A 13,325-nucleotide genomic window follows, 5' to 3' on the forward strand; every position below is an offset into this window, starting at 1 on the left:
AACCGACCTGCGCTGCGGTAAAGCCCCCTTTGTGTGTAAAATGGCCTGATTTTTTCCGGGCTTGCCCTTTTTCGTTGGAGTGAGGAGAGGTTATGCGCATTTTGTCAGGGATCGTTTCCGCCACGCTGCTGATGCCGGCGCTGGCATTGGCTGAGGAAGCCAAAGAGCAGCAGATTCACGATAAGCCGGCGGTGCGCGGCAGCATTATCGCCAACCTGCTGCAGGAGCACGATAATCCGTTCACGCTGTATCCTTACGATCCCAATTACCTGCTGTACACCGACACCAGCGATATCAACAAAGAGGCCATCAAGACGTACAACTGGGCCGACAAGGCGCGCAAGGATGAGGTGAAATACCAGCTTAGCCTGGCGTTTCCGCTGTGGCGGGGCATTGCCGGCGACAGCTCGGTGCTCGGCGCGTCTTATACTCAGCGCTCCTGGTGGCAATTGTCCAACCGCGGCGAGTCTTCGCCGTTCCGCGAAACCAACTACGAGCCGCAGCTGTTCGTGGGGTGGGCGACCGATTACCGCTTTGCCGGTTGGACGCTGCGCGATGTTGAAATCGGCGTTAATCATCAGTCTAACGGCCGCTCGGATCCGACGTCGCGCAGCTGGAATCGCGGCTATGCGCGGCTGATGGCGCAAAACGGCAACTGGCAGGTGGATCTCAAGCCCTGGTTCCGTTTCTCGGAGAGCTCGAGCAACGACGACAACCCGGACATCACCAAATACATGGGATACTACCGGCTGAAGGTCGGTTACGCCTGGGGCGACAGCGTGTTCAGCGTCGACAGCCACTACAACTGGAACAGCGGCTACGGCGGCGCGGAACTGGGCTGGAGCTATCCGATTACCCGCAACGTGCGCTTCTATACCCAGGTGTTCAGCGGCTACGGCGAATCGCTGATCGACTACAACTTCCGGCAGACACGGGTGGGCGTTGGTGTCATGCTGAACGATATTATGTAATCATACCCGGTGGGTGTGTACCGATGAAAAAATGGGGAAGTGTGTGTCAACCGCAGCAGTGATTAACAGAGAGTTGCTGGCCGAGCAGGTATTGCGCGATACCTTTGGCTACCAGCAATTCCGTCCGGGCCAACAAACGATTATCAACGCCGCGATCGGCGGGCAGGATTGCCTGGTGGTGATGCCGACCGGCGGCGGCAAGTCGCTGTGTTACCAAATCCCGGCGCTGGTGATGGACGGCCTGACGCTGGTCGTTTCCCCGTTGATCTCGCTGATGAAGGACCAGGTCGACCAACTGTTGGCCTACGGCGTTTCCGCCGCCTGCTACAACTCGACGCAAACCCGCGAGGAGCAGCTGGACGTTATGGCCGGCTGCCGCAACGGCACCATCAAGATGCTGTACATCGCGCCGGAACGGCTGATGATGGAAAGCTTCCTCAGCCTGCTCGATCACTGTCCGCCGGCGATGCTGGCGGTGGATGAGGCGCACTGTATTTCGCAGTGGGGCCATGACTTCCGGCCGGAATATCGCGCGCTGGGTCAGCTGAAACAGCGCTTCCCGTCGATGCCGGTGATCGCGCTGACCGCCACCGCCGACGAGTCCACCCGCGGCGATATCGTGCGCCTGCTGTCGCTGCAGAACCCGCTGGTGCAGGTCAGCAGCTTCGACCGGCCGAACATCCGCTACACGCTGGTGGAAAAATTCAAGCCGCTCGATCAGCTGTGGCGCTTCGTGCAGGATCAGCGCGGCAAGAGCGGCATTATCTATTGCAACAGCCGCGCCAAGGTGGAAGACACCGCCGCGCGTCTGCAAAGCCGCGGGCTGAGCGTCGGCGCCTACCACGCCGGGCTGGACAACGATCGCCGCGCGCAGGTGCAGGAAGCGTTCCAGCGTGACGATCTGCAGGTGGTGGTGGCCACCGTCGCCTTCGGCATGGGCATCAATAAACCCAACGTGCGCTTCGTGGTGCATTTCGACATCCCGCGCAATATCGAATCCTATTATCAGGAGACCGGCCGCGCCGGGCGCGACGGCCTGCCGGCCGAAGCCATCCTGCTGTACGATCCGGCCGACATGGCCTGGCTGCGCCGCTGCTTGGAGGAAAAACCCGCCGGACAGCAGCTGGATATCGAGCGCCACAAGCTGAACGCCATGGGCGCGTTCGCCGAGGCGCAAACCTGCCGCCGTCTGGTGCTGCTCAACTACTTCGGCGAAGGCAAGCACGAGAACTGCGGCAACTGCGACATTTGCCTCGATCCGCCCAAGCGCTACGACGGGCTGGAGGACGCGCGCAAGGCGCTGTCCTGCGTGTACCGCGTCGGCCAGCGCTTCGGCCTCGGGTACATCGTGGAAGTGCTGCGCGGTTCCAACAACCAACGCATTCGCGAATACGGCCACGATAAGCTGCCGGTGTACGGCATCGGCCGCGATCAAACCACCGAACACTGGACCAGCGTGCTGCGTCAGCTGATCCACCTGGGCTTTATCACCCAGAACATCGCCATGCACTCGGCGCTGCAATTGACCGAGGCGGCGCGCCCGGTGTTGCGCGGCGAGGTGGCGCTGCAGCTGGCGGTGCCGCGCATCCAGAGCCTGAAGTCGCGCAGCAGCGCCAACCAGAAATCCTACGGCGGCAATTACGATCGCAAGCTGTTCGCCAAGCTGCGCAAACTGCGCAAATCGATCGCCGACGAAGAAAACATTCCGCCCTACGTGGTGTTCAACGACGCCACGCTGCTGGAAATGGCCGAACAGATGCCAATCAAGGCCGGCGATCTGCTGAGCGTCAATGGCGTCGGCCAGCGCAAACTGGAGCGTTTCGGCGCGCCCTTTATGGCGATGATCCGCGACCATCTCGACAATGATGAAGACTGAGGGCGATAAATCATGCTGATGTTGTTTCTCACCGTGGCGCTGGTACATCTGATTGCGCTGATGAGCCCGGGGCCGGACTTCTTTTTCGTGTCGCAAACCGCCGCCAGCCGCTCGCGCCGCGAGGCGATGATGGGCGTGGTCGGCATTTCGCTCGGCATCGTGGTATGGGCCGGCGTGGCGTTGATGGGGCTGCATCTGATCCTGCAGAAGATGGCCTGGTTGCATCAGATCATCATGGTCGGCGGCGGCATTTACCTGTGCTGGATGGGGTGGCAGCTGCTGCGTTCCGCGCGGGCGCAGCAAGCGCAGCCGGCGGCGGAGGCCCAGGTGGCGTTGCCGAAGGCCGGGCGCAGCTTTATTCGCGGCTTCCTGACCAATCTGTCCAACCCGAAAGCGGTGATCTATTTCGGCAGCGTGTTCTCACTGTTCGTCGGCGACAGCGTCGGCGCCGGGGCGCGCTGGGGACTGTTCCTGCTGATCGTCGCCGAGACCTTCGTCTGGTTCAGCCTGGTGGCGGTGGTGTTCGCGCTGCCGGCGATGCGCCGCGGCTACCAGCGGCTGGCCAAGTGGATCGACGGGGTAGCCGGCGTGCTGTTTACCGGCTTTGGGTTACACCTGATCTTTACCCGCTGACCGGCGGTGACAAAAAAGGCCGGGCAGCGATGCCCGGCCTTTTTTGTCAGGCTTTGCGGGCGGTCGCCAGCAGCCCCGCCACCAAAATGAACAGCGAACCGAATACCCGGTTGAGCAGCTGCATCTGGCGCGGCGTTCTCAGCCAGCCGGCGATGCGCGTCGCCAGGGTGGCGTAACCGATCATCACCAGAATATCCACCACCACGGTAGTGACGCCGAGCACCAGATACTGCTCGGCCTGTGGCTGATTGGGCAAGATAAACTGCGGGAACAGCGCGGCGAGGAACACGATGCTTTTCGGGTTGGTCAGGTTGACCAGCACCGCGCGGCGGAACAGACGGCGGCGCGGCATGCTGCCCGCCAGCGCATGCAGATCCAGCGCCCCGGCGGCGCGCCATTGCTGGATGCCGAGCCACACCAGGTAGGCGGCGCCCAGCCATTTCAGCAGCTCGAACGCCAGCAGCGATTGAGAAATCAGCGCGCCGAGGCCGATGCCCACCAGTACGATGTGCGCGCTCAGCCCGACCTGCAGCCCGGCGATCGACGCGGCGGCGCCGCGATAGCCGTGGCTGATGCCGGTGCTCATGGTGTTGATGGCGCCTGAGCCGGGGGACAGGCTGAGGATAAGCGTGGTCAGCAGGTAGGTTAACCACCAGTCCAAGGTCATGGTTCTCGGCTCCCTGAAAGTGTCGTTTTGTGCCACAATGCGCCGAGGCGGCGCCGTTTTTTGTAAGAATTGAATCACAATACGCTAGTATGATTTCTTGTGCCAGCGGTCACATTTTCCGCCGGCCCCACAGGGAAAACGCTCTCGATGACCTCGTTCACTCTCAGCTCCGATGACTGGTTAACGCGTGAAACGCAGTTCGCTGCCTTCGCCACCGGGCCGCTGCTGGATTTTTGGCGGCTGCGGGAAGAGGGCGAGTTCAGCGGCGTGGACGGCGTGCCGATCCGCTTTGTGCGTTTTCGCTCCGCGCGACATCAGCGGGTGGTGGTGGTCAGCCCCGGTCGCATCGAAAGCTACGTGAAATACCCCGAGGTGGCCTACGATCTGTTCCACTGCGGTTACGACGTGGTGATCGTCGATCATCGCGGCCAGGGGCGCTCCGGCCGTTTACTGGCGGATACGCACCGCGGTCATGTGGTAAACTTCGCCGACTACGTGGACGATTTCGAGCAGCTTTGGCAGCGCGAGGTCGAATCGCGCGGTTATCGGCAGCGCTTCGCGCTGGCGCATTCGATGGGCGGCGCGATCCTGGCGCAGTTCCTGCAGCGTCGGCCGCAGGCATTCGACGCGGCGGCGTTTTGCGCGCCGATGTTCGGCATCCAGTTGCCGATGCCGGTCTGGTTGGCCGACCGCATCCTCGACTGGGCGGAGAGCCGCCCGGCGATCCGCGACTACTACGCGGTGGGCACCGGCCAGTGGCGTCCGTTGCCTTATGTGGTCAACGTGTTGACCCACAGCCGCGAGCGCTATCGGCGCAGCCTGCGCTATTACGCCGATTACCCCGAGCTGCAGGTGGGCGGGCCGACCTACCATTGGGTGCGGGAGAGCATCCGCGCCGGCCGGCAGATTATCGCTCAGGCCGGGGAGATAACAACGCCGCTGTTGCTTTTGCAGGCCGGTGAGGAACGGGTGGTCGACAACCGTTCGCATCAGGCTTTTTGTCAGGCTCTGTCAGACGCGGGGCGCCCTTGCGAAGGGGGGCTCCCGTGGATTATCAACGGCGCACGCCATGAGATCCTGTTCGAGCGGGACGCGATGCGCGCCGAAGCACTGAACGCAATCCTGCGCTTCTTTGCTCAACACTTAGGCGGCGCGCTGCCGCCGACAACTCCATCAGAGGTTAGAACATAACGCTATGTATCACGTCGTCGCTTCCGATTTAGATGGCACGCTGCTGTCTCCCGACCATACCCTGTCGCCGTACGCCAAAGAAACGCTGAAGTTGCTGACCCAGCGCGGCGTGCATTTCGTGTTCGCCACCGGCCGCCACCATATCGACGTGGCGCAGATCCGCGATAGCCTGGAGATCAGCGCCTTTATGATCACCTCCAACGGCGCGCGGGTGCACAACACCGCCGGCGAGTTGATCTTCAGCCATAACCTGGACGGGGATATCGCCCGCGATCTGTACGGTATGCTGCACGACGATCCGGAGATCACCACCAACGTCTACCGTAACGATGACTGGTTCATCAACCGCGAAAGCCCTGAGCAGGAAGAGTTCTTCCGAGAATCCGTATTCAAATATCAGCTGTTCGAGCCGGGCCTGCTTGAAACCGACGGCGTCTGTAAGGTCTACTTCACCTGCGAAGATCACGAGCGGTTGCTGCAGGTGGAAGATGCCATCAACGCGCGCTGGGGCGATCGGGTCAACGTCAGCTTCTCGTTCCCGACCTGCCTGGAAGTGATGGCGGGTGGCGTGTCGAAAGGGCATGCGCTGGAAGAAGTGGCCAAAATCATCGGCTATACGCTGCAAGAGTGCATCTCCTTCGGCGACGGCATGAACGATCTGGAGATGCTGTCGATGGCCGGCAAGGGCTGCATCATGCGCGACGCGCATCAGCGCCTGAAGGATATGCTGCCGGAGCTGGAAGTGATCGGTTCCAACGTCGATAACGCGGTGCCGCATTACCTGCGCAAGATGTTCCTCTGAAATAACAAGGGCGCCTTGCGGCGCCCTTAAAGTCAATCATAAACCGGATGACGTTGCCGAGCTGACAGAAGGCAATATCTAAAAAAACAAGGAAAATCAATTTATTGATTTTCGACTGATATCCACAAAGGAGGAAAAACCACGCTTTTTCCTTCTTTGTCAGCAATCCAAGGGCGCCTTGCGGCGCCCTTGGCATTACTTGTGCTGGCCCTGCTTCTGCAGGAACTGCACGCCCTTGTCCGGGAAGTCGGTGAACACACCGTCGACGCCGGCCTGGTTGTAAATCACGTCATACAGCTGGTTCACGTCGGTCACGTACTTCGGCAGCGCATCGGCGCGGATGGTGAACGGGTGCACCGCCAGCTTGCTGGCGTGCGCTTCTTTCACCATGTCGGTCAGCACGATGTGGCCCGGCTTGGATTGATCCGCCACGACCAGCATGTGGTAGTCCGGCCCGATGCCGTCGGCATACTGAGCGATTTTCTTCATCGCGCCCGGCTTGAACATCCAGTCGTAGTCGTATTCTACCCACTTGCCGTCGGCTTTCTGCTCGTAGGTTTCCTGCCAGTCGTTATAGGCGATCAGCTGCACCAGCTTCAGATCCATGCCCAGCTTCGGCTCCAGCTCGTTCTTGATGCGTTTGAGCTCGTTGGCGTCGAAGCACTGCAGGTAGACGTTATCGTTCTTGCCGGTGTAACCGTACTGCTTGAGCACCGCCAGCACTTTGCTGGAGATGTCTTTGCCTTCCTGTTTGTGGAACCAAGGCGCCTTGATTTCAGGGTAGATGCCGATGTTTTTGCCGGTCGAATGGTTCAGACCCTGCACGAACTCGATCTCCTCCTGGAAGGTGTGTACGCGGAAGTCGGATTTGCCCATCGGGAAGCGGCCAGGATAACCCTGTACCTTCTTGCCGTTTTCGATTTCAAAGCCTTCGGTGAACTTCAGCGATTTGATCTCCGCCAGCGTAAAGTCGATGGCGTAGTAGCGGCCGTCTTTGCGCGCGCGGTCCGGGAAGCGTTCGGCGACGTCGGTGACGCGATCGAGGTAATGGTCGTGCAGTACCACCAGCTCGTTGTCCTTGGTCATCACCAGATCTTGTTCGAGGTAATCGGCGCCCTGGGCGTAGGCCATCGCTTTCGCCGGCAGGGTGTGTTCCGGCAGGTAGCCGCTGGCGCCGCGGTGGGCGATCACCACTTTGTCCGCCGCCTGCGCGGCGCTGACCATCGAGGTGGCGAGAATGATCCCTGTCAGCAGGGCTTTGACTTGAGTCCGCATTCCGTTTTTCTCCGTGTTGTTGGGGGCAGGGTAGTAAAAAGGCCGCAGGGCGGCCTTTAAATCATGCAAAAGTCGTGTGACGCTTAACCGCGCTTGGCGGCGATTTCCGCGTGGTGTTTCTTTTCGTTCAGCATGGTCAGCAGCAGCAGGATAACCGCCAGCACGCCGCCGCCGATCATCACCATGAAGCCGCCGTCCCAACCGAAGAAGTCCACGGTGTAACCGACGATGGCGCTGGCCGCAACCGAGCCGCCCAGGTAGCCGAACAGGCCGGTGAAGCCCGCGGCGGTGCCGGCGGCTTTCTTCGGCGCCAGCTCCAGCGCGTGCAGGCCGATCAGCATCACCGGGCCGTAGATCAGGAAGCCGATGACCAGCATACAGATCATGTCCACGGTCGGGTTACCGGCCGGGTTCATCCAGAACACCACGGTGGCGATGGTCACCAGCGTCATGAAGAACACGCCGGTGGCGCCGCGGTTGCCTTTGAACACTTTGTCCGACATCCAGCCGCACAGCAGGGTGCCCGGGATACCGGCGTATTCATACAGGAAGTAGGCCCAGGACGACTTGTCCAGCGCGAAGTGTTTCACTTCTTTCAGGTAGGTCGGCGACCAGTCCAGAATGCCGTAACGCAGCAGATAGACGAACACGTTGGCGACCGCGATGTACCACAGCAGCTTGTTCGGCAGAATGTACTGCATGAAGATCTGCTTGGCGGTCAGCTCTTCTTCGTCTTTTTCGCTGTAGTCGTCCGGATAGTCGTTTTTGTACTCTTCAATCGGCGGCAGGCCGCAGGATTGCGGGGTGTCGCGCATCAGGGCGAAGGCGATCAGGGCCACCAGGATGGCGCCGAAGGCCGGCATGTACAGCGCCGCGTGCCAGTCGTTGAACCAGGCCATACCCAGCAGGAACAGCAGCGGCGGCAGGCCGCCACCCACGTTGTGGGCGCAGTTCCAGATGGAAACGATGCCGCCGCGTTCTTTCTGCGACCACCAGTGCACCATGGTGCGGCCGCACGGCGGCCAACCCATGCCCTGGAACCAGCCGCACAGGAACAGCAGGACGAACATGATGGCGATGCTGGAGGTGGCCCATGGCACGAAGCCCATGAACAACATCACCGCCGCCGCCAGGATCAGGCCGGCGGGCAGGAACACCCGCGGGTTGGAACGGTCGGAGACCGAACCCATGATGAATTTGGAGAAGCCGTAGGCGATGGAAATGCCCGACAGCGCGAAGCCGAGGTCACCGCGGCTGAAGCCTTGTTCGATCAGGTAAGGCATGGCCAGGGTGAAGTTCTTACGCACCAGATAGTAAGCGGCGTAACCGAAGAAGATCCCCAGGAAAATTTGCCAGCGCAGCTTACGGTAGAGCGGGTCTACCTTATCGCTCGGCACACGGGCGGTGTGTGCGGCCGGCTTAAAAATACTCAACATGAGCGCCTCCGATGGCTTTATCTGTTATCACATCAATATGACCTTTTACGTTCATTTGATGATTGAGCGGATATCGAATGTGGTGTTTTTGTGTTCCATAACGAGCGCCATTGTCATCAAATACGCCTGGTGTCGCTGTGACGAATGGCGCAATTGTTACACTTTCATGAAACCACGGCGGATTTTGAGCGATTCGTTAACGTTATGAAATAGAAAAACGTCCAAAAATCGTGATTATGATCACATTGATGGTTTTTTGTGGATATTTTTATTTCGTTTCATGTTCGTTATTGTTCCTTATCAAACAAAGACCCTAATAACCGTGGCTCAATAGGCTCATAACTACCGATCCTGAGGGAGCGACATGAGCAGCTATTTTGACGGCGGCGAAACGGATGTGATCATCATCGGCGGCGGTGCCACCGGTGCAGGCATCGCCCGCGACTGTGCGCGGCGCGGCTTGCGCTGCATCTTGCTGGAGCGCCACGACATCGCCACCGGCGCCACCGGCCGCAACCACGGTTTACTGCACAGCGGCGCGCGCTATGCGGTGACCGACGGCGAGTCGGCGCGCGAGTGCATTGAAGAGAACCGCATCCTGAAACGCATTGCCCACCACTGCATCGAGCGTACCGATGGGCTGTTCATCACCCTGCCGCAGGACTCGCTGGACTATCAGCAACAGTTTATCGCCGCCTGTCGCCAGGCCGACATCGACGCCGAAGCGATCGACCCGCAGCTGGCGCTGCGCCTGGAGCCGGCGGCCAACCCGGCGCTGATCGGCGCGGTGCGGGTGCCGGACGGCACCGTCGATCCCTTCCGGCTGACCGCCGCCAACATGCTGGATGCGCGTGAACACGGCGCGCAGATCCTGACCTACCACCAGGTGGTGGGGTTGCTGCGCAGCGGCGACCGGGTGACGGGCGTGCGCGTTTACGACCATCAGAATCAGCGGCGTTATGAGCTGCATGCGCCGGTGGTGGTCAACGCCGCCGGCATCTGGGGCCAGCAGATCGCCGAATACGCTGACTTGCGCATCCGCATGTTCCCGGCCAAAGGGGCGCTGCTGATCCTCGGCCACCGCATCAACAACATGGTGATCAACCGCTGCCGCAAACCGGCAGACGCCGACATCCTGGTGCCGGGTGACACCATCTCGCTGATCGGCACCACCTCGACCCATATCGATTACGATCAAATTGACAACATGCTGGTGACCCCGCAGGAGGTGGACATTCTGATCCGCGAGGGAGCGCTGCTGGCGCCCACCCTGGCGCAGACCCGCATTCTGCGCGCCTACGCCGGGGTGCGGCCGCTGGTGGCCAGCGACGACGATCCCAGCGGGCGCAACGTCAGCCGCGGCATCGTGCTGCTCGATCACGCCGCTCGCGACGGGCTGGAAGGGTTTATCACCATCACCGGCGGCAAGCTGATGACCTACCGCCTGATGGCGGAGTGGGCCACCGACAAGGTGTGTGAAAAGCTTGGCGTAAACCGCCCGTGCACCACCGCGCAGGATGCGTTGCCCGGCTCCCGCCAGTCGGCAGAGGAAACGGTGCGCAGCGTGGTTTCTCTGCCCGCCAGCATTCGCGGCTCGGCAATTTACCGCCACGGCGATCGCGCCAGCCAGGTGCCGGCGGCCGATCGGCTCGACACCAGCCTGGTGTGCGAATGCGAGGCGGTGACCGCCGGGGAAGTGCGCTATGCGGTCAACTCGCTGACCGTCAATAACCTGGTGGATCTGCGCCGCCGCACCCGCGTCGGCATGGGCACCTGCCAGGGGGAACTCTGCGCCTGCCGCGCCGCCGGGCTGCTGACGCGCTTCAAGGTCAGCACGCCGCAGCAGTCCATTGCGCAGCTGTCGCAGTTCCTCAACGAACGGTGGAAAGGCGTACGGCCGATCGCCTGGGGCGACGCGCTGCGTGAGAGTGAATTTACCAGTTGGGTTTACCAGGGGTTATGCGGGCTTGAGGCCCAGGCCGACAAGGAGCAGGAGGCGGATGATGCGATTTGACGTAGTGGTGATTGGTGGCGGCCTGGCGGGCCTGAGCTGCGCCATTGCCGTGGCCGAACAGGGCAAACGCTGCGCGGTGGTCAGTTCCGGCCAGAGCGCGCTCTACTTCTCCTCCGGCTCGCTCGATCTGCTGGCGAGATTGCCGGACGGCACGCCGGTCGAGATGCCGCTGGCGGCGCTACCGCAGCTGGCGCAGCAGGCGCCGCAGCATCCGTATGCCCTGATCGGGCCCGGTCGGGTGGCGGCGTTGTCCGCCGCCGCACAGCGGCTGCTGGCGCGCTGCGGGCTGCAGCTGCAGGGTGAGGGCGCCAATAACCATTTGCGCATTACGCCGCTGGGCACGCGCCGCGCCACCTGGCTCAGCCCGCAGGCGATCCCGACGCTGCCGCTGACCGGCCAACTGCCGTGGCGGCGCATCGCGGTGATCGGCATCGAGGGGTTCCTCGACTTCCAGCCGCAGATGGCCGCCGACTCCCTGAGCCGCGAGCTCGGCGTAGAGACGGAGGTAGCCTATCTGCACATGCCGGCGCTGGACAGATTGCGCAATAACCCCAGTGAGTTCCGCGCGGTGAACATCGCCCGGGTGCTGGATTTGATGGAAAGCCTGCCGCCGATGGCCGAGGAGCTGCGGCGGTTGGCGGGCGAGGCCGACGCGCTCTTCCTGCCGGCCTGTTTGGGATTGGAGGACGACGCGTCGCTGGCGGTGCTGCAGGATGCGGTCGGCAAACCGATCCGGCTGCTGCCGACGCTGCCGCCTTCGGTGCCCGGCATGCGTTTGCATCAGGCGCTGCGGCGGCGTTTCCAACAGCTGGGCGGCGTTTTCATGCCTGGCGACAGCGTGCTGCGCGCCGAGTGTGAAGCCGGCCGCGTCACCGGCCTGTATACCCGCAACCACGGCGATATTCCGCTGCGGGCACAGCAGGTGGTGCTGGCCAGCGGCAGCTTCTTCAGCAACGGGCTGGTGGCGGATTTCGACGGGGTGCGCGAGCCGATCTTCGGACTGGACGTGCACAGCCGCGCCGATCGCGCCGACTGGAGCCGGCGCGAGCTGTTTGCACCGCAGCCTTATCTGCAGTTTGGCGTGCGCACCGACGGCAGGCTGCGGGCGATGAAGCAGGGAATGCCGTTCGACAATCTGTATGCCATCGGCGCGGTCGCCGGCGGCTACGATCCGCTGCAGCAGGGTTGCGGCGCCGGCGTGTCATTGATCGGTGCGCTGCACGTCGCGCAGCAGATCGCCGCGGAGGAAAACGCATGAGCCTGCATCAGGACCACAGCTTTGAAAGCTGCATCAAATGCACCGTCTGCACCACCTACTGCCCGGTCGCCAAAGTGAACCCGCTCTATCCGGGGCCAAAACAGGCGGGGCCGGACGGCGAGCGGCTGCGGCTGAAAGATCCGGCGCTGTACGACGAAGCGCTGAAATACTGCACCAACTGCAAGCGTTGTGAAGTGGCCTGCCCGTCCGACGTCAAAATCGGCGACATCATTCAGCGCGCCCGCGCCGACTTCGCCCAGAGCAAGCCGACGCTGCGCGACGCCATCCTCAGCCACACCGACATCATGGGCTCGCTGTCGACGCCGTTCGCGCCGATCGTCAACGCCGCTACCGGGCTGAAACCGGTGCGCAAGCTGTTGGACAAGGCGCTGAAGATCGATCACCGTCGCGAGCTGCCGAAATACTCGTTCGGCACTTTCCGCCGCTGGTACCGGCAACAGGCCCAGGATCAGCAGCGTTATGCCGAGCAGGTGGCGTTTTTCCACGGCTGCTTCGTCAACTATAACCATCCGCAGCTGGGCAAGGATTTGATCCGGGTGTTCAACGCGCTGGATATCGGCGTGCAGCTGCTGAAACGCGAGAAATGCTGCGGCGTGCCGCTGATTGCCAACGGGTTTATCGATCAGGCCAAAAAGCAGGCCAGGGTCAACGCCGAGTCGCTGCATGAAGCGGTGCTGGAGCGCGGCATTCCGGTGGTAGCGACCTCATCGAGCTGCACCTTCACCCTGCGCGACGAATACCCCCATCTGCTGGACGTGGACACTACCCCGGTGCGCGATCGGGTGGAGCTGGCGACGCGCTATCTCTATCGCCTGATCAATCAGGGGCGCAGCCTGCCGCTGAAGCACACGCCGCTGCGGGTGGCTTATCACACGCCTTGCCATATGGAGAAGATGGGCTGGACCGCCTACACGCTGGAGCTGCTGCGGCAGATACCGGGGCTGGAGCTGGTGGTGCTGGATTCCCAGTGCTGCGGCATCGCTGGCACCTACGGGTTTAAATCGGAGAACTACGCCACTTCGCAAGGCATCGGCGCGCCGCTGTTTCGGCAGATCGAAGAGAGCGGGGTGGATCTGGTGGTGACCGACTGCGAGACCTGCAAATGGCAGATAGAAATGTCCACCAGCAAGCGCTGTGAACATCCGATCGCCCTGCTGGCGCAGGCGTTGGCGTAAAAACTC

The 13,325-nt window shown here is 61.9% G+C and carries 11 protein-coding genes; 8 read left to right on the forward strand and 3 right to left on the reverse strand.

Annotated features, from left to right (window positions below):
- The first annotated feature begins 92 nt into the window (after window positions 1-92).
- The 3 genes from pldA to rhtC are packed head-to-tail and all read left to right on the forward strand — an operon-like array spanning window position 93 to window position 3,480.
- Window positions 93-971, forward strand: a complete 879-nt coding sequence (pldA, locus tag C3F38_RS03170; RefSeq protein ID WP_038874113.1) for a phospholipase A — start codon at window positions 93-95, stop codon at window positions 969-971.
- Between the two features lie 43 nt (window positions 972-1,014).
- Window positions 1,015-2,847, forward strand: coding sequence for an ATP-dependent DNA helicase RecQ (recQ, locus tag C3F38_RS03175; protein WP_038874114.1), 1,833 nt, complete (start codon window positions 1,015-1,017; stop codon window positions 2,845-2,847).
- A 12-nt stretch (window positions 2,848-2,859) separates the two neighbouring features.
- Entirely contained in the window at window positions 2,860-3,480 is a 621-nt protein-coding gene (gene rhtC, locus C3F38_RS03180) for a threonine export protein RhtC (RefSeq protein WP_016929486.1), read from the forward strand.
- A gap of 46 nt (window positions 3,481-3,526) precedes the next feature.
- Here the strand turns inward: rhtC and rhtB are convergent, their stop codons facing one another.
- On the reverse strand, window positions 3,527-4,147 hold the full coding sequence (gene rhtB, locus C3F38_RS03185; RefSeq protein ID WP_025304879.1) for a homoserine/homoserine lactone efflux protein: 621 nt from the start codon (window positions 4,145-4,147) through the stop codon (window positions 3,527-3,529).
- A 147-nt stretch (window positions 4,148-4,294) separates the two neighbouring features.
- On the opposite strand from rhtB, the gene pldB reads away from it, so the two are divergent.
- Together pldB and yigL are read left to right on the forward strand one after the other, a co-directional pair.
- Window positions 4,295-5,338 carry a lysophospholipase L2 gene (gene pldB / locus C3F38_RS03190; RefSeq protein ID WP_055317092.1) on the forward strand — a complete coding sequence of 348 codons (1,044 nt, stop codon included), beginning with the start codon at window positions 4,295-4,297 and terminating at the stop codon, window positions 5,336-5,338.
- A gap of 4 nt (window positions 5,339-5,342) precedes the next feature.
- Complete coding sequence (gene yigL / locus C3F38_RS03195; RefSeq protein WP_055317091.1) at window positions 5,343-6,140, forward strand: sugar/pyridoxal phosphate phosphatase YigL; 798 nt, start codon at window positions 5,343-5,345, stop codon at window positions 6,138-6,140.
- A gap of 195 nt (window positions 6,141-6,335) precedes the next feature.
- Here the strand turns inward: yigL and glpQ are convergent, their stop codons facing one another.
- Together glpQ and glpT are read right to left on the reverse strand one after the other, a co-directional pair.
- The gene (glpQ, locus tag C3F38_RS03205) at window positions 6,336-7,415 is read right to left on the reverse strand and encodes a glycerophosphodiester phosphodiesterase (RefSeq protein WP_015376272.1); all 1,080 of its coding nucleotides are present in this window, start codon (window positions 7,413-7,415) and stop codon (window positions 6,336-6,338) included.
- 83 nt (window positions 7,416-7,498) lie between these two features.
- Window positions 7,499-8,851, reverse strand: a complete 1,353-nt coding sequence (glpT, locus tag C3F38_RS03210; protein WP_047729425.1) for a glycerol-3-phosphate transporter — start codon at window positions 8,849-8,851, stop codon at window positions 7,499-7,501.
- A gap of 364 nt (window positions 8,852-9,215) precedes the next feature.
- On the opposite strand from glpT, the gene glpA reads away from it, so the two are divergent.
- From glpA to glpC, 3 genes are read left to right on the forward strand one after another with little or no spacing between them, the layout of a single operon-like run.
- Complete coding sequence (gene glpA, locus C3F38_RS03220) at window positions 9,216-10,865, forward strand: anaerobic glycerol-3-phosphate dehydrogenase subunit A (protein WP_048795660.1); 1,650 nt, start codon at window positions 9,216-9,218, stop codon at window positions 10,863-10,865.
- Window positions 10,855-12,123 carry a glycerol-3-phosphate dehydrogenase subunit GlpB gene (glpB, locus tag C3F38_RS03225; RefSeq protein WP_055313077.1) on the forward strand — a complete coding sequence of 423 codons (1,269 nt, stop codon included), beginning with the start codon at window positions 10,855-10,857 and terminating at the stop codon, window positions 12,121-12,123. Before glpA ends, glpB begins: the two co-directional genes overlap by 11 nt.
- A complete protein-coding gene (gene glpC / locus C3F38_RS03230) occupies window positions 12,120-13,319 on the forward strand; it encodes an anaerobic glycerol-3-phosphate dehydrogenase subunit GlpC (RefSeq protein ID WP_055317090.1) in 1,200 nt (399 codons plus the stop codon). Before glpB ends, glpC begins: the two co-directional genes overlap by 4 nt.
- Window positions 13,320-13,325: the final 6 nt, after the last annotated feature.

Origin of the sequence: Serratia sp. SSNIH1 (assembly GCF_002935055.1) — a bacterium.
Classification (GTDB): domain Bacteria; phylum Pseudomonadota; class Gammaproteobacteria; order Enterobacterales; family Enterobacteriaceae; genus Serratia; species Serratia nevei.

Excerpts from the sequence above, each read along its gene's own strand:
- glpQ (WP_015376272.1), bottom strand. The coding sequence starts at position 7,415 with ATGCGGACTCAAGTCAAAGCCCTGCTGACAGGGATCATTCTCGCCACC.
- glpB (WP_055313077.1), top strand. The coding sequence starts at position 10,855 with ATGCGATTTGACGTAGTGGTGATTGGTGGCGGCCTGGCGGGCCTGAGC.
- glpC (WP_055317090.1), top strand. The coding sequence starts at position 12,120 with ATGAGCCTGCATCAGGACCACAGCTTTGAAAGCTGCATCAAATGCACC.
- pldA (WP_038874113.1), top strand. The coding sequence starts at position 93 with ATGCGCATTTTGTCAGGGATCGTTTCCGCCACGCTGCTGATGCCGGCG.
- rhtB (WP_025304879.1), bottom strand. The coding sequence starts at position 4,147 with ATGACCTTGGACTGGTGGTTAACCTACCTGCTGACCACGCTTATCCTC.
- yigL (WP_055317091.1), top strand. The coding sequence starts at position 5,343 with ATGTATCACGTCGTCGCTTCCGATTTAGATGGCACGCTGCTGTCTCCC.
- pldB (WP_055317092.1), top strand. The coding sequence starts at position 4,295 with ATGACCTCGTTCACTCTCAGCTCCGATGACTGGTTAACGCGTGAAACG.
- glpT (WP_047729425.1), bottom strand. The coding sequence starts at position 8,851 with ATGTTGAGTATTTTTAAGCCGGCCGCACACACCGCCCGTGTGCCGAGC.
- glpA (WP_048795660.1), top strand. The coding sequence starts at position 9,216 with ATGAGCAGCTATTTTGACGGCGGCGAAACGGATGTGATCATCATCGGC.
- rhtC (WP_016929486.1), top strand. The coding sequence starts at position 2,860 with ATGCTGATGTTGTTTCTCACCGTGGCGCTGGTACATCTGATTGCGCTG.